Genomic DNA, 21,623 nt, shown 5'->3' on the forward strand with positions numbered 1-21,623 from the left:
CACCACATAAAGAAGCAGAATACCTTACTATATAAAATTGAATTATATATTTGCAGAATCTGCATTATATATGATATAGAGTCAGTAATCAGATTAATATCTGTCAACAGGAGCGTGTTCTCTTGTTGGGTCACGCCAGTAGATATTCTTATCTACAAACTCCTGAGTAGCCAAGAGAGATGGCTTAGGGAGCTTCTCATAATAGCGAGAGATTTCAATCTGCTCACGGTTCTCGAATACCTCTTCCAAAGAGTCGTTATAAGAAGCAAACTCCTGGAGCTTCTTGTTCAATTCCTGCTTAATATCAAGAGAAATCTGATTCGCACGCTTAGCGATGATTGCTACACTCTCGTAGATATTGTTTGTGTCATCACAGAGATCCATGATATTACGAGTCACGGTGTTTGTTGGAGCTTTTGTTTTTTTGTAATCCATAATAATACCTTTATTTAATATCTATTTTGATTGATTCTTATTATTCTTATTTTTGAGAAATTCTATAAATTATTCTTATTCTGGAAGATTCTATAAATCTGCAGATTCTTCAAACTATTTTTATAATGTTCTCTAAATCCATTCAGAAAGATTATTCAAATCCCTTCAGAAAGAATATTCAATTCTCTTCAGATAGATTCTTGCAACAGCTAAATCCCAAAAGAAACTTTACTGATTAGAATTACCGGAACTCAATTTTTCCAATGCATCCTCTGGATGTTCTTTTTCGAATTCCTTGCATTTTGCAATCATCTTTTCAGCATTGGCACGTTCCTTTGAATCTGGATACTCATTGATGAAGCCGTAGCACTCATCCTCAGCATCCTGATAACGTTCCAGCTGCTTCTCCTCCACACTCATCTTGGCCAGTTCATACTTGCCTTTCATAATCAGTGTGGCAAATGCTTCACGCTTATTGCTATAAGGATAATCCTTCAACGCATTCTGAGCTGTTACGATACATGCCTGATAGTTGTTACCCTCGCCCAGACAGTTGCCAAAATAACTGCCCAAATCATAATAAAGCTTCGCATTCTTATATTCCTTCTCCACCAGAAGATCCTGCAAAGCGAAAAGACGACTGGTAGCCAAATTCTTCAGACGGGCATCAGGATATACGTCAAGATACTCCTGAAATGCACTGATTGCTGTAATCGTAGTACTCTGGTCGAGACGTGGTTCTGGAGCATTCATATACAGACTTTCGCCTACAAAGAACTTAGCTTGCTCTGCATAGATGCCCTTAGGATAACTGGAAACATATTTGCGGAAATATTCTGCTGCAGTCTCATAGTCTTTCATCTCAAACTCACACATGGCGAGCATATACAGACTCTCCTCTGCCTCTGTAGATCCCTTCTTGATAGTAATCAAGTCATTCAGAAGAGTAGCTGCACGAGAATACTTGCCAGAAGCAAAATACTGCTTGGCATACTCATATTTCAAGTTATAATCCTGAGACTTATAAACCTGGTTAAACTGATTTGCACAACTTGACATCAGAAGCGCAAAACAAGCTGATATAAGAATTGTTTTTTTCATTATAATCACGTTTTGTGATGCAAAGTTAACTATAAAATAGCTATCTACAAAGAAAAAAATACACTTTTTCGCATTTTATCATTCTTTATAACTAATTATGCGATTTTTTTTGTAATTTTGCAACCGATAATTTAATTTTATTAAGACTTCGCGTCTCAATACTTGTCAACAAACTGATTTTTGAAATCAACAGATATGGAATTCAAGATAACTTCCAAATACCAGCCTACCGGCGATCAGCCACAGGCGATCAGGCAACTCACTGAGGGTGTGGAGCAAGGAGATCCTGCACAGGTTCTCTTAGGCGTCACCGGTTCGGGAAAGACCTTCACCGTAGCCAATGTCATTGCCAACGTGGGAAAGCCGACCCTCATCCTGAGTCACAACAAGACTCTGGCTGCACAGTTGTATCAGGAAATGAAGGGCTTTTTCCCTGAAAACGCAGTGGAATACTATGTTTCCTACTACGACTATTATCAGCCGGAAGCTTATCTTCCTACTACGGACACCTACATAGAGAAGGACCTTGCCATCAACGAAGAAATAGACAAGTTGCGACTCGGAGCCGTTTCTGCTCTATTATCAGGTAGAAAGGATGTCATCGTGGTCTCCTCTGTTTCCTGTATCTATGGTATGGGTGGACCTACTGCCATGCAGGAAAATATCATCAAGATAAAGAAAGGACAGATACTGGACCGCAATGTATTCCTGCGCCAACTGGTTGATGCGCTGTATGTAAGAAACGACATTGAACTGCAGCGAGGCAACTTCAGGGTGAAAGGTGAAACGGTTGATATCTTCATGGCATACAGTGACCATGTGCTGAGAGTTACCTGGTGGGATGACGAAATCGACAGTATCGAGGAAGTCGATTCTCTCACCTATCATCGCATAGAATCATTCGACCGGTATGAGATTTATCCTGCCAATCTGTTTGTGACTACCAAGGAACAGACAGAACAGGCTATCCGCATGATACAGGACGACCTGGTGAAGCAGGAAGAATTCTTCAAGAGTATCGGCGATGGAATCAAGGCACAGCGAATCAAGGAAAGAGTGGAATACGATATGGAAATGATCAAGGAATTAGGTCACTGTTCGGGTATCGAAAACTACTCCAGATATTTTGATGGACGACAGGCTGGAGAACGACCATACTGTCTGCTGGACTTCTTCCCGAAAGATTTCCTGCTTGTGGTGGATGAGAGTCATGTCAGCATCCCACAGATAGGTGCGATGTACGGAGGTGATAGAGCCAGAAAGAAGAATCTCGTGGAATACGGTTTTAGACTTCCTGCTGCTTTTGACAACAGACCGCTGACCTTTGAAGAATTCCACAGTATGATCCATCAGGCGATCTACGTAAGTGCCACACCTGCCGACTATGAACTCAGAGAGGCTGAGGGTATTGTGGTAGAACAGTTGATTAGACCGACGGGACTGTTGGATCCTGAAATAGAAGTAAGACCAAGTGAAAATCAGATAGACGACCTGCTGGATGAGATATTGACCAGGACTCACAGAAACGAGCGAGTACTGATCACGACCCTGACCAAGAGAATGGCTGAGGAATTGACTGAGTTCTTGCTGAATCATAATGTGAAAGCTGCCTATATCCACAGTGATGTGGCTACGCTTGACCGTGTGAAAATCATGAACGACCTGCGAGCTGGCATTTACGACGTGCTGGTGGGCGTCAATCTCTTACGTGAGGGACTTGACCTGCCTGAGGTTTCATTGGTAGCTATTCTCGATGCCGACAAGGAAGGTTTCCTGAGAAGTCACCGTTCACTCACACAGACTGCTGGTAGAGCGGCAAGAAACGTCAATGGAAAGGTAATCATGTATGCAGATAACATCACAGAGAGCATGCAGCGTACCATCGATGAAACTGCCCGCAGAAGAAGTATCCAGTTGCAGTACAATGCCGATCATGGTATCACACCTAAACAGATAGAGAAGGCAATTACCTCTGCACTCCCAACATCTGCCGACAAGGAAGCTAACTATCGCATCGGTGACGGCAAAAAGGAAAACAGACGGGTATATGTCGAACCGGAAGGAGGCGCTTTTGCTGCCGATCCTATCGTACGCAGTATGAGTAAGGAGGAACTCGTCAAGAGTATTGAAAACACGACTGCCCTTATGAAACAGGCTGCCAAGGAACTCGACTTCTTGCAAGCTGCACAATACAGAGATGAGATTCTGAGACTGCAGAAGGAACTGGAGGAAAAATAAACACTTAGAGAATATCAGAACTGGAGGATTCAAGGACTGGAGGAATCAAGAAATGAAGGTATCTGGAAGTGGGAAACCAAGGACTTCAGGAATCCAGGACTATAGAAATTCTGGACTTCAGAAAAAGTAAATTAAAATATTAGAAAAAGCAATAGGTAAATAAAAGGTAATAAGATTAAAATTTATGTGGTTAGTATTAGCATTTCTCTCAGCCACACTGCTGGGATTCTATGATGCCTTCAAGAAAAAGGCTCTTTCTGGTAACGCGGTGATTCCGGTGCTCTTTCTGAACACCCTATTTTCATCGCTCATTTTCATTCCGTTCATCATAATGAGCTATACAGGAACTCAACTGGACGGAACGATTTTTCATGTAGCCGAAGGCGGATGGGAAGTTCATAAATATATCGTATTGAAGAGTATGATTGTACTGAGCAGTTGGACATTCGGCTATTTCGGTATGAAGCATCTGCCTCTTACCATTGTAGGACCTATCAACGCTACAAGACCGGTGATGACACTTGTAGGTGCACTGATTGTATATGGGGAGGTATTGAACCTATATCAGTGGATCGGTGTGATTTTAGCCATCGTCTCTTTCGCCATGCTCAGCAAAAGCGGAAAGAAAGAAGGAATCGACTTCAAGCATGACAAGTGGATCTACTTCATCGTCTTGGCTGCCATATTGGGAGCTATCAGCGGTCTGTACGACAAATATCTCATGGCTCCTCCAGAGAATGGTGGCGTAGGACTGGACAGAATGATTGTACAGAGCTGGTACAATATCTACCAATTCTTCCTCATGGGAGCGATGATGCTCATGATCTGGTGGCCTAAGAAAAACAGTACCACCCCATTCCACTGGCACTGGTCTATCGTATTCATCAGTATCTTCTTGAGCGCAGCAGACTTCGTCTATTTCTATGCATTGAGTTTGCCAGGAGCCATGATCAGTATCGTGAGTATGGTGAGACGCGGAAGTGTCATCGTCAGCTTCCTCTTTGGAGCCGCCATTTTCCACGAAAAGAACCTCAAAGCAAAGTTTGTCGACCTGCTTTTGGTACTCTTAGGTATGCTCTTCCTGTATTTCGGAACTAAATAAGAAAACAGGGAAATTACTGCAAAAAGAATATTCTTTCCATTAAAAACAATAACTTTTTGAATATTTATTTGGCAGTTCGATAATAAAGTGTTAATTTTGCAGACAAAATAATTACCAAAAACAAATAGATTTGATCATGAACAGAACAATTATTACAGTAGTGGGCAAAGATACTGTGGGTATCATTGCAAAGGTTTGTACCTATTTGGCAGAGAATGACATCAACATTCTTGATATCTCACAGACCATCGTTCAGGAGTATTTCAACATGATGATGATTGTTGACATGGGTAAGATGAAGAAGTCTTTTGAGAATGTGGCTGATGAACTTGCTGAGATTGGTAAAGGCATGGGTGTACAGATCAAAACCCAGCGTGAGGAAATTTTTGATATGATGCACCGTATCTAATCAATCCTGATATTCATTCAGAGTATCAGTTTGACACATTATTATATATATAGATAAAAATACAATTATGATCAACATATCTGAGGTTATCGAAACCAACAAGATGATTGAGCAGGAAAATCTCGACGTTCGTACCATCACAATGGGTATCAACCTGTTGGATTGTGCTGCAACAGATGTAGACGTGCTCTGGCAGAACATATACAATAAAATAACTCGCCTGGCCAAAAATCTGGTAAAAACAGGCGAAGATATCTCTAAGGAATTTGGTATTCCTATCGTCAACAAGAGAATCTCCATTACTCCTATTTCACTCGTAGGCGGTTCTGCATGCAAGACTACAGACGACTATGTGAAGATAGCCAAGACGCTTGACAAATGTGCCAAGGAACTCGGTGTAAACTTCCTGGGTGGTTACTCTGCCATCGTAAGCAAGGGTATGAGCAAGAGCGATGAACTTCTGATTCGTTCTATTCCACAGGCTCTGGCGCAGACTGATTTTATCTGCAGTTCTATCAATGTAGGTTCTACAAAGACGGGTATCAACATGGATGCTGTCCGCCTGATGGGACAAATCATCAAGGATACTGCTGAAGCAACCAAGGACAAGGGTTCATTAGGTTGTGCTAAGTTGGTTGTTTTATGCAATGCACCTGACGATAATCCGTTTATGGCTGGTGCTTTCCATGGTGTTAGCGAAGCTGATGCTGTCATCAGCGTTGGTGTCAGCGGTCCTGGTGTTGTAAAATATGCACTGGAAAGTGTTCGAGGTGAGAGTTTCGAGGTTTTGTGCGAGACCATCAAGCGTACTGCATTCAAGATTACACGTGTAGGTCAGTTGGTGGCTAAAGAGGCTTCTGCTCGTCTGAATATCCCATTCGGTATCATCGACTTGTCTCTGGCTCCTACTCCTGCTATCGGCGACAGTGTGGCTGATATTCTTAAGGAAATTGGTTTAGAGCATCCAGGAGCTCCTGGTACAACTGCTGCTTTGGCTTTGTTGAATGACCAGGTAAAGAAGGGTGGCATCATGGCTTCATCATACGTAGGTGGCCTGAGTGGTGCTTTCATTCCTGTAAGTGAAGACCAGGGTATGATTGATGCTGTAGAGGCAGGTGCTCTGACTATCGAGAAATTGGAAGCTATGACCTGTGTTTGCTCTGTAGGTCTTGATATGATTGCAATTCCTGGCGATACTCCTGCAACAACCATTTCTGGTGTGATTGCTGACGAGGCAGCTATCGGTATGATCAATCAGAAGACAACTGCAGTCCGCGTTATTCCTGTAGTAGGAATGAAGGTTGGCGACAATGTTGACTTTGGCGGTTTGCTGGGTCATGCACCTATCATGCCTGTCAACTCTTTCAGTTGTGAAGCATTTGTCAACCGTGTAGGACGCATCCCTGCTCCTATCCACAGTTTCAAGAACTAAATCAGAAAAATCATATAAAAAAGAGAGGGTGCGTCATGGCTTATGACACTCCCTCTTTTTATAAAGCATTTCCTCAAAGGAAACGCATTTATAAGCTCTAACGAAGCGCTTTGTTAAGGTCTAAGTTTATTGAGATCTAACAAAGCGCTTCTTCATCCGTCTATAATTTTCGAGGATTCAGGTTTCATAATTTCCGCCCCTGTACCCACTTTTATTTTTCCCTGCCCACGGAAAAATTCTTGCGTGGGCAGGGAGAAAAATATACCCAGACAGAGAAGGGAAATTATAAGAGTATTTGTAGGAAATGGGAGTGTCATCGAAAAGGGCATGTTTTAACATTTATGGTAGAAAAATACAGATAGAAAAAGGGTGTATCATGGCTTATGACACACCCTCACTTTTTTATAATTAACTTTATTATTTCCCAATATTGAATCGGAGACCGAACTGGATATTGAAATTCAACTTTTTATCTTTGAAGATATTTTCAATCTGACTTCCATTATCAAAGTAATATTTCATTCCAGGCTCCACATAAACTCCCAATTGAGGAATAAAATCATACTGAATACCAACAGATGCATTTGTTGACCATTGCATCTTATCACGTTTGCTTTCTTTTACTTCTCCATCCGTTTCGGTATGATTCTTAATATTTACAGCACCTTCGCCACCTGCTGTCACGTAAGTATGCAAGCCTTTATATTCCCATACAGAATAACTCAAATTGAGCGGTATTCCCATATAATGGAGATCTTGGGTAGATACTGTACGGGTATCAGAAACTCCACTGATGAAATCCGAACTGACTTTGGTATAAACCAGACCCGTAGAGAGTTTCAACTTAGTAAGAAGATGAAAGCCCACCTGCATACCTACAGATATCGGTTGATGATGCTTGGTCTCTTCGTAGAGATCCGAAGTTGGAATCATAGCCATATATCTTTCATCAAAGAAATTGGCAATCTTGATATTTTTATCATAATAAACAGGATCAGAAGAAGGCATAGAGCTCATCAATACAGGACTGTTGCCTCCCGATGTCTTCCCTATAAATCCATTCTCGCCGTACAACTGGAGTTTCAAGCCACCACGATGATGTTTGTCTTTACGTCCCAGTTTTTCATCCATACTGCTTTGTGCCAAAACAGTCCTTCTTCCGTTCTGAGCAGAAGACATTACATCACCTTCTGAAGTTATTAGAGAGTTTACTTTCCGAGAAGAACGGGATGAAGGAACCGTTTCTGATTTCTCATTTACAGAACGGGCAGAACTCTGAGTATCTAAATCTAAAGACAAAGCAGATTCAGAACTTACTAATTCTACAGAATTAGATTGAGCAAGAATGTTGTTCCTTGTCTGTCCGCCTCCAGACAAAGTTTGCAGTCCATCTTTAGACATCACATTTTGACCATTAGCAGATACAGCAGTCTGACCATCATCATAAATTGCATTTTGACCATTATCAGAGATTGATTTCTGACTATTATCAGAGATTGCTGCCTGACTATCTTTAGGGACAGCTGTCTGCCTTTTATCAATGAAAGTTTTGGGGCCTTTGTCAAATATAGCAGCAACTTCTTTTTCTGCAACTTCATTCCACGGATGGAAATACACATAGGCACTACCAGCAAGAATGGCAGCTATTGATGCGGCTATAGAGAAACGACGCATCACAATAGAGCGAGTGACCCCATGATTGCTATGGTCGTTTTTATTCGCAAATACCTCATCTTGAGCTAACGATTGTTCTATGTTAGCCCACAACTCATCTCCGACTGGCATTTCATAGTCTGCCATCCGGTCGCGTAGTCTGTCTGTCCAATCGTTATTCATATTCCTTATTCTTTAGATAATTATTAATTTTGCTCGCTAAAAGTTTCTTGGCTCTCAAATACTGAGAAGCAGAAGTAGATTCCTTGATATCAAGCATCTCTGCAATCTCCTTGTGACTCTTTTGTTCAAAGACATAGAGATTCAAAACCATTCTATAACCATCAGGCAACTCACTGATCATCTGATTCAGAACTTGCGGTGGCACTTTATCGACGTCTGGTACTTGTTCTTCTATCTCATCTGGGAACTCATCAACAAAAGAAAATTTCGTTTTCTGTTTGATGAAATTGATTGCCTCGTTAGAAACAATCCTAAGAATCCATCCCTTCAACGATCCCTCACCCCTGTATTCAAACCTGTTGACAGAAGAAAGAATCTTCACGAAACTATCCTGAATGACATCATTGAGATCATCACGATCAGGGACATACCTCAGCCCTACAGCCATGGCATATCCCACATATCGGCTATACAGTTGATGCAACGCACTCCTGTCGCCCTTTTTGATGTCATCCAATAATTCCTTTTCTGATTTCATTCTTTAACAACAAGTTACCACAACCGGGTGGTCTTAAACTCATAGCCTTTTATCTAAAAACTGAAAAATATGAAAATCTTGCATCAGATTTATATTTTTTTTGCAAATTTCTTTTTTGTAGGCCATTTAAATCTCTACGACATCCCCTTCCTGAGTTAAAAAACTATGAGGGAAAACGGCTTTTGCCTCATTGAGCAAAACGGCTTCACAATTATATCTTGCACTATAATGGCCTAAAAGAAGTTTACCAACATTGGCTGCTTTAGCAACAAGAGCAGCCTGTTTAGCAGTGGAATGATAATAAAGTTTGGCTCTATCCTCACTCTCCGAAGCATAAGTACTCTCATGATAAAGTACCGTTACATCCTGTATTTTTTTATAAAGCTCAGGCATATACTTTGTATCACTACAATAGGCATAACTTCTTGGCGTTTCTGCTGGAGTAACCAATTGGCTATTGTCAATAACCTTTCCATCCGATGTAATCCAATCTTTTCCTAACTTGATATTATTAATCTGACTTACCGGTATCTCATAATAGTCAATCATGTCACGTCGGATATGGGGCAATGTAGCCTTCTCACGGAACAGAAATCCACAGCAAGGAACGCGATGCTGAAGTGGAATTGTTTCTACCGTAAGAGACTTGTCTTCATAGATAATTTCAGACACCTTGGTATCAACGGGAATAAACTCGATTTTATATTCCATACCCGTCATAAAGAAATCTAACTGTTGTTTAAACAAACTCTCATATTCTTTTGGTGCATAGACTTTTAAAGAAGAGGTTCGACCTAACATTCCAAAGGTAGAAAGTAATCCGAGCAAGCCAAAGCAATGGTCACCATGGAGATGAGAAATGAAGATGGCATTAATCTTCCCAAAATGAATGCGGGAGCGCCTGAATTGTATCTGTGCACCCTCACCACAATCTATCATAAAAGCCTTTCCTCGCAATTCAATAATTTGCGAAGTAGGATAATGTTTAAGGGTGGGCAATGCACTGCCACACCCTAATATATGAATTCTAAAAGGTTCCATTAAAAGTTATCTATAACGTTAATTATTTTCCTCTTACAAGAAACTTATACCCAACATTTGGAAATATATTATACTTGACGCTTGAAAGTAAAGATTCCAGCATTATTTTCCAAATACATACTGTCAGGGCCTAATTCATCAATCATGAAAGTATCCTTGTTGAGCAACAACTTACCATTGAGAATCTTCCAGGATGTCCAAGGATTCTGTTCTGCCTTCACATGATTCTTGACCTCACCGCCTTCAATAATCTCAAAATTCTTATCCAGACTCGTCCACTTTCCGAGAAGGGAAGTCAGATTAATCACCTGCTGAGCAGCCACATCGCCCAGTTCTTCATTTTTTTGACCATTCAATATCAAAGCGATTCTGTCACCTGCCAACAAACCACCTTTCACGATGTTAGGTTCTTCATCATCAATAAAAACATTCATGGTATCTCCAGCATCTGTTATCAATTGAAGATTATGCATTGTGGTGCCGTCACCGCAAATACCATATATTGTCGAGTCCGGAACATCAACATCTGCAGAATCAACAACAGAAATGACATTGGACGTTTTACGTTCCTTACAACTGTTAACAATAAACAGGCTTACCACAGCTATTGTTATAAAAAATAATTTCTTCATATTTAAATCTCCTTATTATTTATTTTTATCAATATTCGCGATATAGTCTATAATCGCAGGATAACCAATAATCGCAGGATTATCTATATTCCGAATGTTATCAAAAATCAAAACCATTCTTTTCTATAGATTTACCATTACTCTTATTTATATCACTCATATCTATAGATTTAATCACTCTTATCTTAATAGAAAAGATCAGTCTTTATTCACCTCTTTAGATTGACCTTCATTTTTCTCTAAAGATTTAGCTTCATTCCAAAGTAGATCCATTTCTTCCAATGAAATATCCTTCAGATTTTTTCCTTTCTTTAAGGTATGATCTTCCACATAATTAAAGCGACGAATGAATTTCTGATTGGTATGTTCAAGTGCATTATCGGGATTCAGTTTATAGAGACGGGCTGCATTGATCACAGAAAAAAGGAAATCACCTAATTCCTTTGTAGAATTTTCCTTATCTTCCTTTGCCAATTCTATTTTCAATTCATCAAGTTCCTCCTGAACCTTATCCCAAACATCCTCTTTGTTTTTCCAATCAAAACCAACATTTCTTGCCTTGTCCTGTATGCGATAAGCTTTAATAAGAGAAGGCAAGGCATTAGGAACACCGCTAAGCACTCTTTCATTTCCATCCTTCTCCTGCTGCTTAATCTGTTCCCAGGTTTTCTCAACAGCAGTTGATGTTTTAGGTTTGACTGAACCCGCCTTAACCAAAGAGTTCTGGTCATCATCAGAAGCAGAATCCTCTGACTCACATTTTTCTTCTTTATAAACCACCTGTCCATTTTCGTTGATATACATATCAGGATTGGATACGCTCCATTCTCCTTCCTCGTTCCAATTGATAAATGGATGACGGAACATCAGTTTATCTGCTTCCTGATTGCAAACATCGCAGATATCAAACTCACCATCTTCTCGTCCGATGATACTGTAGAACATCACATGCTCCAAAACATCACCCAACTCTTTCTTGATATCTTTATAATCGCGTTTCATCAGTGCATCACAGAGTTCGAAAGTCTCCTCGATTGTATTCGGACGAAGACTCTCGAATGTCTGCTTTCTGTCCCATGGGCATTGCAGTCGCAGACGGTCCTGCACATCCAACAAGCGACTGAACGCTGCCATTTTTTCTTCTTTCGTATGCATTTTATTCATATTCAACTTTAAAGGTTCATCATGCGCATCTCCAACTATCACGTTAAGAAAATGTGCAAAAATTAATAATTTTGATGCAAAGATAGTGTTTTTCGCCCAAAAAGTAGTATCTTTGCACTGTTTTTTAAAGAAAAAGAAAGAAAAAGAATAAAAATTAGATATAAGCAATGGAATTAGCAAGTAAATACGATCCACAAGCAGTGGAAAGTAAATGGTATCAGTACTGGCTCGACAACAAGCTTTTCAGCTCAAAGCCAGATGGTCGTGAACCTTATACAGTGGTTATCCCTCCACCAAACGTTACAGGTGTGCTTCACATGGGACACATGCTCAACAATACGATCCAGGATATTCTCGTTCGCCGTGCACGCATGGAAGGTAAGAACGCTTGTTGGGTACCAGGTACAGACCATGCCAGTATCGCTACCGAGGCTAAGGTAGTCAACCGCCTCGCTCAGCAGGGCATCAAGAAGACTGACCTTACTCGCGAGGAGTTCCTCAAGCACGCTTGGGACTGGACTCACGAGCATGGTGGCATTATCCTGAAACAGCTCCGCAAACTCGGTGCCAGCTGCGATTGGGATCGCACAGCATTCACTATGGATGAGACCCGTTCTCGCGCCGTCATCCACGTATTCTGCGATCTTTACAAGAAAGGTCTCATCTATCGTGGTGTGCGCATGGTCAACTGGGATCCTAAGGCTCAGACTGCACTCTCTGACGAGGAGGTAATCTATAAGGACGAGCACTCTAAGCTCTATCACTTGAAGTATTACGTAGTAGAGAAAGACTGCCAGCAGGTAGATGAAGAGAACGTCATTCACAAGGATGAGAAGGGTTACTATGCAGTAGTAGCTACTACACGTCCTGAGACTATCATGGGCGACTCAGCCATGTGTATCAACCCAGAGGACAAGAAGAATACATGGTTGAAGGGTAAGCACGTCATCGTACCTCTCGTCAACCGTGAGATTCCAGTCATCGAAGATACATACGTAGATATCGAGTTCGGTACAGGTTGCTTGAAGGTAACTCCAGCTCACGATATCAACGACCACGCTCTCGGTTTGAAGCATGGTTTGGAAACCATCGACATCTTCAACGACAACGGTACTATCAGCGAAGCTGCTGGTCTCTATGTAGGTATGGACCGCATGGACGTGCGCAAGCAGATTTCTATCGATCTTCAGAATGCTGGTTTGATGGAGAAGATTGAGGATTATAATAATAAGGTGGGCTTCTCTGAGCGTACCAATGTGCCTATTGAGCCAAAGCTCTCTACACAATGGTTCCTCAAGATGCAGCACTTTGCAGACATCGCCCTCCCTCCAGTAATGAACGATGATATTGAGTTCTATCCTAAGAAGTATAAGAACACCTATCGCCACTGGTTGGAGAACATCAAGGACTGGTGTATTAGCCGCCAACTCTGGTGGGGTCACCGCATCCCAGCTTACTACTTCGACAACGCTGGCAAGAAGGATTTCGTAGTAGCAGAAACTGCAGAGGAAGCATTGAAGCTCGCTCAGGAAAAGAACGCCAACATCAAGGCTGAGGATCTTGAGCAGGAAAGCGACTGCCTCGATACTTGGTTCTCTTCATGGTTGTGGCCTATCTCATTGTTCGATGGTATTGAAAATCCTGACAACGAGGAGATCAACTACTACTACCCTACTTCCGACCTCGTAACTGGTCCGGATATCATTTTCTTCTGGGTAGCACGTATGATTATGGCTGGCTACGAGTATCGTGGCAAGATGCCATTCAAGCACGTATATTTCACAGGTATCGTTCGCGATAAGCTTGGCCGTAAGATGAGTAAGAGTCTCGGTAACTCACCTGACCCACTCGATCTGATTGATAAGTTTGGTGCCGACGGTGTTCGTATGGGTATGATGCTCAGCGCTCCAGCAGGCAACGACATCCTCTTCGACGAGAGCCTCTGCGAGCAGGGACGTAACTTCAACAATAAGATTTGGAATGCTTTCCGTCTTGTTAAGGGTTGGGAAACAGCCGACATCGAGCAGCCTAAGAGCGCAGAAATCGCAGTGAAGTGGTTTGACGCTAAACTCAAGGAGGTAAACGAAGAGATGCAGAAGCAGTTTAAGGAATATCGTATCTCTGAGGCTCTGATGACTGTATATAAGTTGTTCTGGGATGAGTTCTCATCTTGGTACCTGGAGATGGTAAAGCCAGCTTATGGTCAGCCAATCGACCAGAAGAGCTACGACGCTACCCTCCGTTTCTTCGATGCCCTCCTGAAGATGTTGCATCCATTCATGCCATTCATCACCGAGGAGTTGTGGCAGCACATCTACGACCGCAAGGATGGCGAGAGCATCATGCGCGAGAAGCTGGAGATGCCTGCACCTACAGCCGAGGAGCAGAAGTTGACAGCAGACATCGACGCAGTGAAGCAGATTATCGCCGGTGTTCGTACTGTCCGCAACCAGAAGAACATTGCACAGAAGGAGCAGTTGTCTCTCCAGGTAGTTGGCAAGAACGATTTCGAAGCTTTCAATGAGGTAACTCTCAAGATGGCTAACCTCGACAAGATTGAGGTCATTGCAGAAAAGAGCGCTGATGCATCCAGCTTCATGGTAGGTACTGACGAGTTTGCCGTTCCTTTGGGCGACCTTATCGACGTAGCTGCCGAGATTGAGAAGGCAGAAGCTCAGCTCAAGCACTTAGAAGGCTTCCTGATGGGTGTACGCAAGAAACTCAGCAATGAGAACTTCGTGGCTCACGCTCCAGAGAAGGTTGTAGCTCTGGAGCGCAAGAAGGAGAGCGACTCTGTAGAGAAGATTGCTGCCCTCAAGGCAACCATCGAGGAGCTCAAGAAGAAGTAATTAGAAACATAATTAGAAGTAATTATAGACATAGTTAGAAATAATTATAGATATAATTAGAGACATAATTACGGAAAATAATTATAAATAATGTTTAGTGTTTAGTGTGTCATACGCTAAGCACTAAACATTTAACCTTTTTAGATATAAACATGATCAAGAAGCTTTTCACCTTATTTATATGCATGATTTCGCTCGCGATGACTTTTACGGGTTGCAGCGAAGAGGCTTTTGATACGGATAGCGTCAACAAGCAGACTATCCTGGCGTTCTATCCATGGACGGGAGGCAAAAGCAGCACGGAATTATTGGGCTATTTGCAGAACAACATCGACAGCATCTGCGATGGCATCATCGACAGAAAGGGACTCAACAATTCCCGCGTTCTGGTGTTCCTAAGCGATAAATATAACCACAGCACGCTCTATGACTTGCAATATAATGCTACTACCAAAAGCGTGGACCGTGTTCCCCTGAAGGAATACGAGGGTGCTTCGTATGCCTCAGCCGAGGGCATCGCAGATATTCTGAACGAGGTGAAAACGCAAGCCAGTGCACTGAACTATGCCCTCATCGTGGGAGCACATGGTTGTGGATGGACTTATGCCAGCGACTGGAACAAATACCCTTACTATGCACGTCCAAGCGTAACACGACCAAGCGATAGCGCCTTGAGCGGCTATTCCGCAGCCGACAATTCAGCTACCGGCTATTCTGCTACCGGTATCTCCTCTTTCAGCGGCATTCAGTTTGGTCCTGATCCCAACGCCCCCCTCACCCGCTTCTTCGGCAGTGTGAGCCTGGCAGAAAACGCCATGGATATCAGCACCCTTGCCGAAGGCATCAGAGAGAGCGGATTGAAGATGCAATACATCCTCTTCGACGTCTGCTACATGAGCAATATAGAAACCGCCTACGAGTTGAAAGATGTTACCAACTATCTCGTCGCTACCAGTAGTGAAATCATGGCAAAAGGAATTCCTTACCGCTCAATGTGGAGCTATCTTAATGGAACGACACCAAACTATAGCAGTCTTGTAAATGGCATCGTAAACTTCTACAAGAATAGCAATTTTCCATATTGCAATATGGCTGCCATCGATTGCAGACAATTAGATGAGCTGGCAAATGTAATGAAAGAAATCAATCAAAAATATACATTAGATACCACGATTCCTCTCGACTCCATCCAGCCACTCGATGGTTTCTTGCCACATCTGACCTATGACATGGCTGTATATGTTGACAGTTTGAGACCAAATGGTTATCTGAAAGAACAATTCAGCAACCAACTGAAGAAAACAGTCAAAGCTGCAGCACATACTGATTGCGCATATACAGCTTTAAGACAGTATCCAGAAGTAACAATTAAGATCAAGAATTATTGCGGTCTTTCAATTTCTGACCCAAGCCAGCATCCTGTTGCCATCAGAGGTAAAGAGAAAACTGGCTGGTGGAAAGCTACACATGAATAAAAGAAGACCATACATTATATATAATATCATAAGCAAATGAAATTCTTTGTTATATTAAATAATCAGCAAGAAGGACCATATACGATAGCCCAACTTGCAGAAATGGGTATTTCATCAGAAACCTTAGTATGGAAAGAAGGTATGAAAGACTGGCAACCAGCCTGGACTATTTCTGAACTCCGTTACATTTTGAATGAAAAGACAAATGAATATAGGAATGCTTCTTCCACAGGCATGCAACAAGAAACAGCAATTCCGCCAACACCCCCTTCGGCTCCCTATAAAGAGGAAAAGAAACCGCAAAATCATTATTTGCTCAAAATTTTCGGTGGACTTGTCTTGCTTCTCCTCATTATCATGGCTCTGACAAATCCGAATAAAGAATCACATGAAAATGCCATTCGCACAGAAGTAAGTAAAGCCGTGGAAAAAGCAACAACATCTAATGGCAATGATATCTTCTCACAAGGTTTTGGAATGATGGCGAGAATGCTTGCTGGTAATTTTATTGACTCGGCACTTGACAATCTCTTCGAATATCATAACTATCTGATTTTCTCGAAAGGTACTGTGACTATTCAAGACAAAGAACATACAGTAAGTTATGGAATTTTCGGAAAAGTCATTACTATGAATTCTGACGACATGGTAAAAGCATTGGAAGGAAACAACCCAGAAAATACCAGTTCTGACGAGTACGATTCAAGTGAAAACACTACTGATGAAAAAGATTTGGGCGAAAGCACAACTGATGAAAGAGATTTGGGCGGAAATATCCAGAAGAAGTTGGAAGACAGAGCCAATCAGGCTATGGATAAGGCTGCAGACAAGGTGAGCAAGAAAATCGAGGAAAAGATAAATCAGAAAATAGATCAAGCTACTGATTCTACTACAATAGATAAAATTATCGATAAGATTCTGGAATTAATATAAAAAGATAAAACATCAAAAAATCCCAAACAGAGATTGAATATCAACCAACTGTTTGGGATTTTTTGTATCCATATTTATAATTTACTGTTTTTCAGCAATTTAGGACAGATATCTGTAAACTGACACTTACCACAATCTGGGTTAGCACTTTTACAAACATACCTACCATGCAGGAGTAACCAGTGATGAGCATTAGGAATATCTTCCTTTGGAATATGCTTCATCAGGTAATCTTCTACTTTACGAGGAGTATCAGCGGTTTTAGGAACTAAGCCCAAACGGTGACTTACGCGATAAACGTGCGTATCAACAGCCATCGTAGCCTTACCAAACCAAACTGCCCGTATCACATTTGCTGTCTTTCGCCCTACGCCAGGAAGAGTAACCAACTGAGCCATTTCGGAAGGAACCTCTCCATTAAAATCACATACCAGTTTACGTGACATTTCCACCAAATGCTTAGCCTTGGCATTAGGATAACTGACTGATTTAATCAGATCGTAGATGTCATCCTCCTCAGCCTGAGCCATTCTGTTTGCATCAGGATAATGGGCAAAAAGAGCAGGTGTAACCATATTGATACGCTTGTCTGTACATTGAGCCGAAAGCAAGGTTGCCACCAAAAGCTGAAATGCACTACCAAACTGCAACTCCGTGGTTACATGTGGCATGGATTGCCGAAAGTAATCCAACACAAATTGATACCGCTCGTCTCTTAACATAATAATATTACTTCTTTGCAGCTGGAGTAGCAGCAGGGAGTGTACTCTTGTAAGCCTTGTTAAGACCAGAGATTACTTCATTGGTAATATCATAAGCCTTGTCTGCGTACAGCAAGTTGTCACCACTCTTAGAGAAGATAATGCTATATTTCTTATCCTTATTATATCTTGCCAGATAATTAGCGATGCTATCATGAAGAGCCTTATTGTACTTCTCCTGTTCTGAAGCAAACTCGTTGCTCAAACGCTGCTGCAATCCCTGCAAATCATTATTCTGCTTCTGTAAAGCAGCCTGTCTTTGCTCAGCAGCCTCACGAGTTAAAGCATTCTGCTGAATCTGCTGCTGGAAATTAGCAGCGGCAGCCTGCAAGTTCTGCTGCTTCTGTGCAAGAGTAGCCTGAATGTTCTGACTCTTCTTTTCAAGAATTGCAGCATACTCCTTTGCAAATTTATATTGAGTCATGATAGAATCCACCTCAACATAAGCAATCTTTAACTCAGCCGGAGCCTTACTTTCAGATTTAGCTTCAACCTGTGGCTGTGACTTGTTGCAAGATGTTAGTGACAAAGCGACCATAGCAGCAAATGCCACTGACCCCAAAATGTTCTTTTTCATTTCTTCTATAATTTTATTATTACTTAATATGCTTTTCCTGCCTGACGAGCCTCTCTGTCCTGATCAATGACACAATGAATGCCCTGCTTGCGCAAGCCTGGATTATCATGCACATGCTGGGAAGAGAACTTTCCGTTCTTCCTAAAAATCAACTTAACTGATAACAATGCTATACAAATAGCAATTATTAACACACTAAATAGGAATATCTTTACCATTTTTATTAATTTTGCAGTGCTTTAATTAGCACATTTGGTTGCAAAGGTAATATTTTTTGGGGAATATCCCAAATAAAAAGCCAGAAATAGTAAGTAATTATAAATAAAATAACATTCTTTTCTAAAAAAAGTAAGTTATTAATAGTACAACAATAATATAAAAACATATTGATATGGAAAAAAATGAGTTAAAACCATCATGCGTTTTCGAGCAATTCGCAAAAATCAATCAAATACCTCGTCCTTCTAAGCACGAGGAAAAGATGATTGAGTTCCTCAAAGATTTTGGCGAAAGCAGAAATCTTGAAACCAACGTTGACAAAACGGGCAATGTGATCATCAGAAAGCCTGCTACACCTGGATATGAGGACAGAGAAACCATCATTCTTCAGAGTCACATGGATATGGTTTGCGACAAGTTGGTAGATGTTGATATCGACTTTACCAAGGATGCTATCCAGACTTATGTAGATGGCGAATGGTTAAGAGCTAAGGGAACTACTCTGGGGGCTGACGACGGAATTGGATGCGCTATAGAACTGGCTATCCTCGACAGCAATGAGATCGAACACGGTCCTATTGAATGTGTGTTTACACGCGATGAAGAAACTGGCTTAACAGGTGCTCATGGCATGGAGGCAGGTTTTATGACTGGCAAAATGCTCATCAACCTGGATTCTGAGGATGAAGGACAGATTTTCGTTTCCTGTGCTGGTGGACAAACCATTCACGCTACGTTTGAATTTGAACGCGAACAAGCTCCTGCTGGTTACTTCTTCATCAAATTGAGTCTGAAAGGCTTAAATGGCGGTCACTCTGGTGATGACATCAACAAGAAGCGCGCCAATGCCATCAAACTTCTCGCCCGCTTCCTGTATTTGGAGATGGAAAAGTTTAACGGCGACATCAGATTAGTCAACTTCAATAGTGGTAAGATGCACAATGCCATTCCTCGTGATGGTCAGGTCGTATTAGCTATCAAGAATGAGGTAAAAGAACAGGTTCGTATAGACTGGAACATCTTTGCATCAGAAGTTGAAGAAGAATTCCATGTTACAGAAAAGGATATGGTCTTCAATATGGAATCTGCAGAGCCATCTCCTGTCATCGAAAAAGCAACAGCAGAAAAGTTCATCATGGCATTACAAGCAGTAGATAACGGTCCGCTGACAACCTGCCAGGATGAAGCTATTGCATGGATGGTAGAAACTTCCAGCAATGTTGCCAGTGTGATAACTACAGACAACTCTATTGACATCGTAGCTTCACAACGCAGTAATGTGATGAGCAATCTGGAAAACATGACCAATACTGTGAAAGCTGCTTTCCAGCTGGCTGGAGCTAAAATTACTGTAGGCGACAAATATCCAGCATGGAAAATGCGTACAGATAGCAAACTCACGGAAATCACCGTCAAGAGTTACGAAAAACTTTTCGGAAAGAAACCATTAGTCAAGGGTATTCATGCAGGTCTGGAATGCGGTCTCTTCTCAGAAAAATATCCTGATTTGGACATGGTTAGCTTTGGTCCTACTCTCCGAGAAGTACACACTCCACAGGAAGCACTCTATATCCCAACTGTGCAGATGGTATGGGATCATCTTCTGGAAATACTCCACAATGCACCACGCAAAGGATAAAAGTTAAGTAACAGGCAAGATTAGTACGGGCTGATAGCCTAATAGCACATAGTCCCACAGATTTACAGATATACACAGATTTGGTCTTTCCGCCATAAATATCTATGTAAATATTTAAAGTCTGTGGGACTTTTTTAGTTTACATGATGCGGCTTATGACGCACCTACTTTTCTTTTATCCAGAATCATAAAATATACTAAATTCAGCAAAAATAGAAAAAAGACGCATAAATATGCCAAAAGAAAAATAATACTGTTAAAAACGTAAAAAAAATGCGGTAAATACTTGATAATCTGAAAAATAATGATTAACTTTGCAATGTCTTAAAGATAACATGTTTGTTTTCTTAAGACAAAGTATAAGTACAAAGATAAACATTTATTAAATCACAAACCTAAAGAAAATGAAAACAGAAAATGCTAAGATCTATGGTGAGTATGTAGAAATCGCATCACCTATTCAAGAAACTGTGTTAATGACCCAAAACGTAATGGGCGGAGAAATTTGGTATAACTAACTTATGATTAGCTAAACAAAGAAATTTACGTTGTCTCAATGCTTTTGTGGCAACAGCTACAAAAAGATAGGAGAAATTATCACTTATAAGATGATAATTTCTCCTATTTTTATATGAATACAACATCTTTCATTTAAATCACCAATTAAGCCAACATACACTTCATATATTTCCTAACCTCTTTACGAGCAGCACAAAGACGATTTTCTACATTCTTATATTTAACATCCAACTTGATTGCTATCTCACTAATCTGCATTCCATCGCATACGTTCATCCGATAAATCTTACGTTGATTTTCACTTAAGCGAGCAATTCCACGTTCAAGCAATTCGTTAATTTGCAGGACCGAATAGATTGATTCACCCGTATTAGTGCAAATTCGAGAAGCAGGAGAGTTCACGAAGAAATGTTCATAATCATACACACATTGACGATGACGCCAATAATCACAAATCAAATTTCTGGCAACCGTATATACCAAACAAGGCAAAGTGACAGAAGATATCATTTTGTCCATTTGCAAGAGGCGCAGAAAGATATTCTGAACGACATCTTCAGAATCATCTGCATATTGTAATCGAGAAGAAACGAAAGCTTTCACTTCTTCGTAGTGCTGAGAATAATAGTCAGCGATCAAATCGGATTTAGATTGAAATTGTTGCATCATGATTGTGTTGTTTCAAAAGTTTATCATTAAATTGATTGCAAAGGTAATAAAAAA

General features: G+C 41.1%; 19 protein-coding genes. 8 read left to right on the forward strand and 11 right to left on the reverse strand.

What is annotated here, in order from left to right; translation table 11 throughout:
* Positions 1–93: 93 nt before the first annotated feature.
* Together EXN75_RS03370 and EXN75_RS03375 are read right to left on the reverse strand one after the other, a co-directional pair.
* The gene (locus EXN75_RS03370; protein WP_022109793.1) at positions 94–435 is read right to left on the reverse strand and encodes a DNA-directed RNA polymerase subunit omega; all 342 of its coding nucleotides are present in this window, start codon (positions 433–435) and stop codon (positions 94–96) included.
* Positions 436–663: 228 nt separating this feature from the next.
* On the reverse strand, positions 664–1,536 hold the full coding sequence (locus tag EXN75_RS03375) for an outer membrane protein assembly factor BamD (RefSeq protein ID WP_022109792.1): 873 nt from the start codon (positions 1,534–1,536) through the stop codon (positions 664–666).
* A 195-nt stretch (positions 1,537–1,731) separates the two neighbouring features.
* On the opposite strand from EXN75_RS03375, the gene uvrB reads away from it, so the two are divergent.
* The 4 genes from uvrB (at position 1,732) to EXN75_RS03395 (ending at position 6,717) form a co-directional block, all read left to right on the forward strand.
* Positions 1,732–3,774, forward strand: a complete 2,043-nt coding sequence (gene uvrB, locus EXN75_RS03380; RefSeq protein ID WP_134842775.1) for an excinuclease ABC subunit UvrB — start codon at positions 1,732–1,734, stop codon at positions 3,772–3,774.
* 184 nt (positions 3,775–3,958) lie between these two features.
* Positions 3,959–4,876, forward strand: coding sequence for a DMT family transporter (locus EXN75_RS03385; protein WP_022109790.1), 918 nt, complete (start codon positions 3,959–3,961; stop codon positions 4,874–4,876).
* 136 nt (positions 4,877–5,012) lie between these two features.
* Positions 5,013–5,285, forward strand: a complete 273-nt coding sequence (locus tag EXN75_RS03390; RefSeq protein ID WP_022109789.1) for an ACT domain-containing protein — start codon at positions 5,013–5,015, stop codon at positions 5,283–5,285.
* 67 nt (positions 5,286–5,352) lie between these two features.
* Positions 5,353–6,717, forward strand: a complete 1,365-nt coding sequence (locus tag EXN75_RS03395; protein ID WP_134842776.1) for a PFL family protein — start codon at positions 5,353–5,355, stop codon at positions 6,715–6,717.
* A 417-nt stretch (positions 6,718–7,134) separates the two neighbouring features.
* On the opposite strand, the gene EXN75_RS03400 is transcribed toward EXN75_RS03395, so the two are convergent.
* The 5 genes from EXN75_RS03400 to mazG all read right to left on the reverse strand — a co-directional run bounded on the left by EXN75_RS03400 (position 7,135) and on the right by mazG (position 11,919).
* Positions 7,135–8,553 (reverse strand): hypothetical protein, encoded by a 1,419-nt coding sequence (locus EXN75_RS03400; RefSeq protein WP_134842777.1) that lies wholly within the window; start codon positions 8,551–8,553, stop codon positions 7,135–7,137.
* On the reverse strand, positions 8,546–9,091 hold the full coding sequence (locus EXN75_RS03405) for an RNA polymerase sigma factor (RefSeq protein ID WP_134842778.1): 546 nt from the start codon (positions 9,089–9,091) through the stop codon (positions 8,546–8,548). Before EXN75_RS03405 ends, EXN75_RS03400 begins: the two co-directional genes overlap by 8 nt.
* Positions 9,092–9,217: 126 nt before the next feature.
* The gene (locus EXN75_RS03410) at positions 9,218–10,132 is read right to left on the reverse strand and encodes a ribonuclease Z (RefSeq protein ID WP_134842779.1); all 915 of its coding nucleotides are present in this window, start codon (positions 10,130–10,132) and stop codon (positions 9,218–9,220) included.
* 68 nt (positions 10,133–10,200) lie between these two features.
* Positions 10,201–10,764: a lipocalin-like domain-containing protein gene (locus EXN75_RS03415; RefSeq protein ID WP_134842780.1), complete on the reverse strand. Its 564-nt coding sequence runs from the start codon at positions 10,762–10,764 to the stop codon at positions 10,201–10,203.
* Between the two features lie 198 nt (positions 10,765–10,962).
* Positions 10,963–11,919 (reverse strand): nucleoside triphosphate pyrophosphohydrolase, encoded by a 957-nt coding sequence (gene mazG / locus EXN75_RS03420; RefSeq protein WP_134842839.1) that lies wholly within the window; start codon positions 11,917–11,919, stop codon positions 10,963–10,965.
* A gap of 176 nt (positions 11,920–12,095) precedes the next feature.
* On the opposite strand from mazG, the gene EXN75_RS03425 reads away from it, so the two are divergent.
* The 3 genes from EXN75_RS03425 to EXN75_RS03435 all read left to right on the forward strand — a co-directional run bounded on the left by EXN75_RS03425 (position 12,096) and on the right by EXN75_RS03435 (position 17,185).
* Positions 12,096–14,777, forward strand: a complete 2,682-nt coding sequence (locus tag EXN75_RS03425; protein ID WP_134842781.1) for a valine--tRNA ligase — start codon at positions 12,096–12,098, stop codon at positions 14,775–14,777.
* 152 nt (positions 14,778–14,929) lie between these two features.
* Positions 14,930–16,252 carry a clostripain-related cysteine peptidase gene (locus EXN75_RS03430; protein ID WP_118117438.1) on the forward strand — a complete coding sequence of 441 codons (1,323 nt, stop codon included), beginning with the start codon at positions 14,930–14,932 and terminating at the stop codon, positions 16,250–16,252.
* Between the two features lie 36 nt (positions 16,253–16,288).
* Complete coding sequence (locus EXN75_RS03435) at positions 16,289–17,185, forward strand: GYF domain-containing protein (protein ID WP_134842782.1); 897 nt, start codon at positions 16,289–16,291, stop codon at positions 17,183–17,185.
* A gap of 74 nt (positions 17,186–17,259) precedes the next feature.
* Here the strand turns inward: EXN75_RS03435 and nth are convergent, their stop codons facing one another.
* From nth to EXN75_RS03450, 3 genes are read right to left on the reverse strand one after another with little or no spacing between them, the layout of a single operon-like run.
* Positions 17,260–17,907 carry an endonuclease III gene (gene nth, locus EXN75_RS03440; RefSeq protein ID WP_118117434.1) on the reverse strand — a complete coding sequence of 216 codons (648 nt, stop codon included), beginning with the start codon at positions 17,905–17,907 and terminating at the stop codon, positions 17,260–17,262.
* Between the two features lie 7 nt (positions 17,908–17,914).
* Entirely contained in the window at positions 17,915–18,523 is a 609-nt protein-coding gene (locus EXN75_RS03445; protein ID WP_134842783.1) for an OmpH family outer membrane protein, read from the reverse strand.
* Positions 18,524–18,546: 23 nt separating this feature from the next.
* On the reverse strand, positions 18,547–18,741 hold the full coding sequence (locus tag EXN75_RS03450) for a hypothetical protein (protein ID WP_022109776.1): 195 nt from the start codon (positions 18,739–18,741) through the stop codon (positions 18,547–18,549).
* A 173-nt stretch (positions 18,742–18,914) separates the two neighbouring features.
* On the opposite strand from EXN75_RS03450, the gene EXN75_RS03455 reads away from it, so the two are divergent.
* On the forward strand, positions 18,915–20,381 hold the full coding sequence (locus EXN75_RS03455; RefSeq protein WP_134842784.1) for an aminoacyl-histidine dipeptidase: 1,467 nt from the start codon (positions 18,915–18,917) through the stop codon (positions 20,379–20,381).
* Positions 20,382–21,044: 663 nt separating this feature from the next.
* Here EXN75_RS03455 and EXN75_RS03460 read toward each other — a convergent pair.
* A complete protein-coding gene (locus EXN75_RS03460; protein WP_246031277.1) occupies positions 21,045–21,569 on the reverse strand; it encodes a sigma-70 family RNA polymerase sigma factor in 525 nt (174 codons plus the stop codon).
* Positions 21,570–21,623 lie beyond the last annotated feature (54 nt).

The organism is Segatella hominis, from assembly GCF_004535825.1.
GTDB lineage: Bacteria > Bacteroidota > Bacteroidia > Bacteroidales > Bacteroidaceae > Prevotella > Prevotella hominis.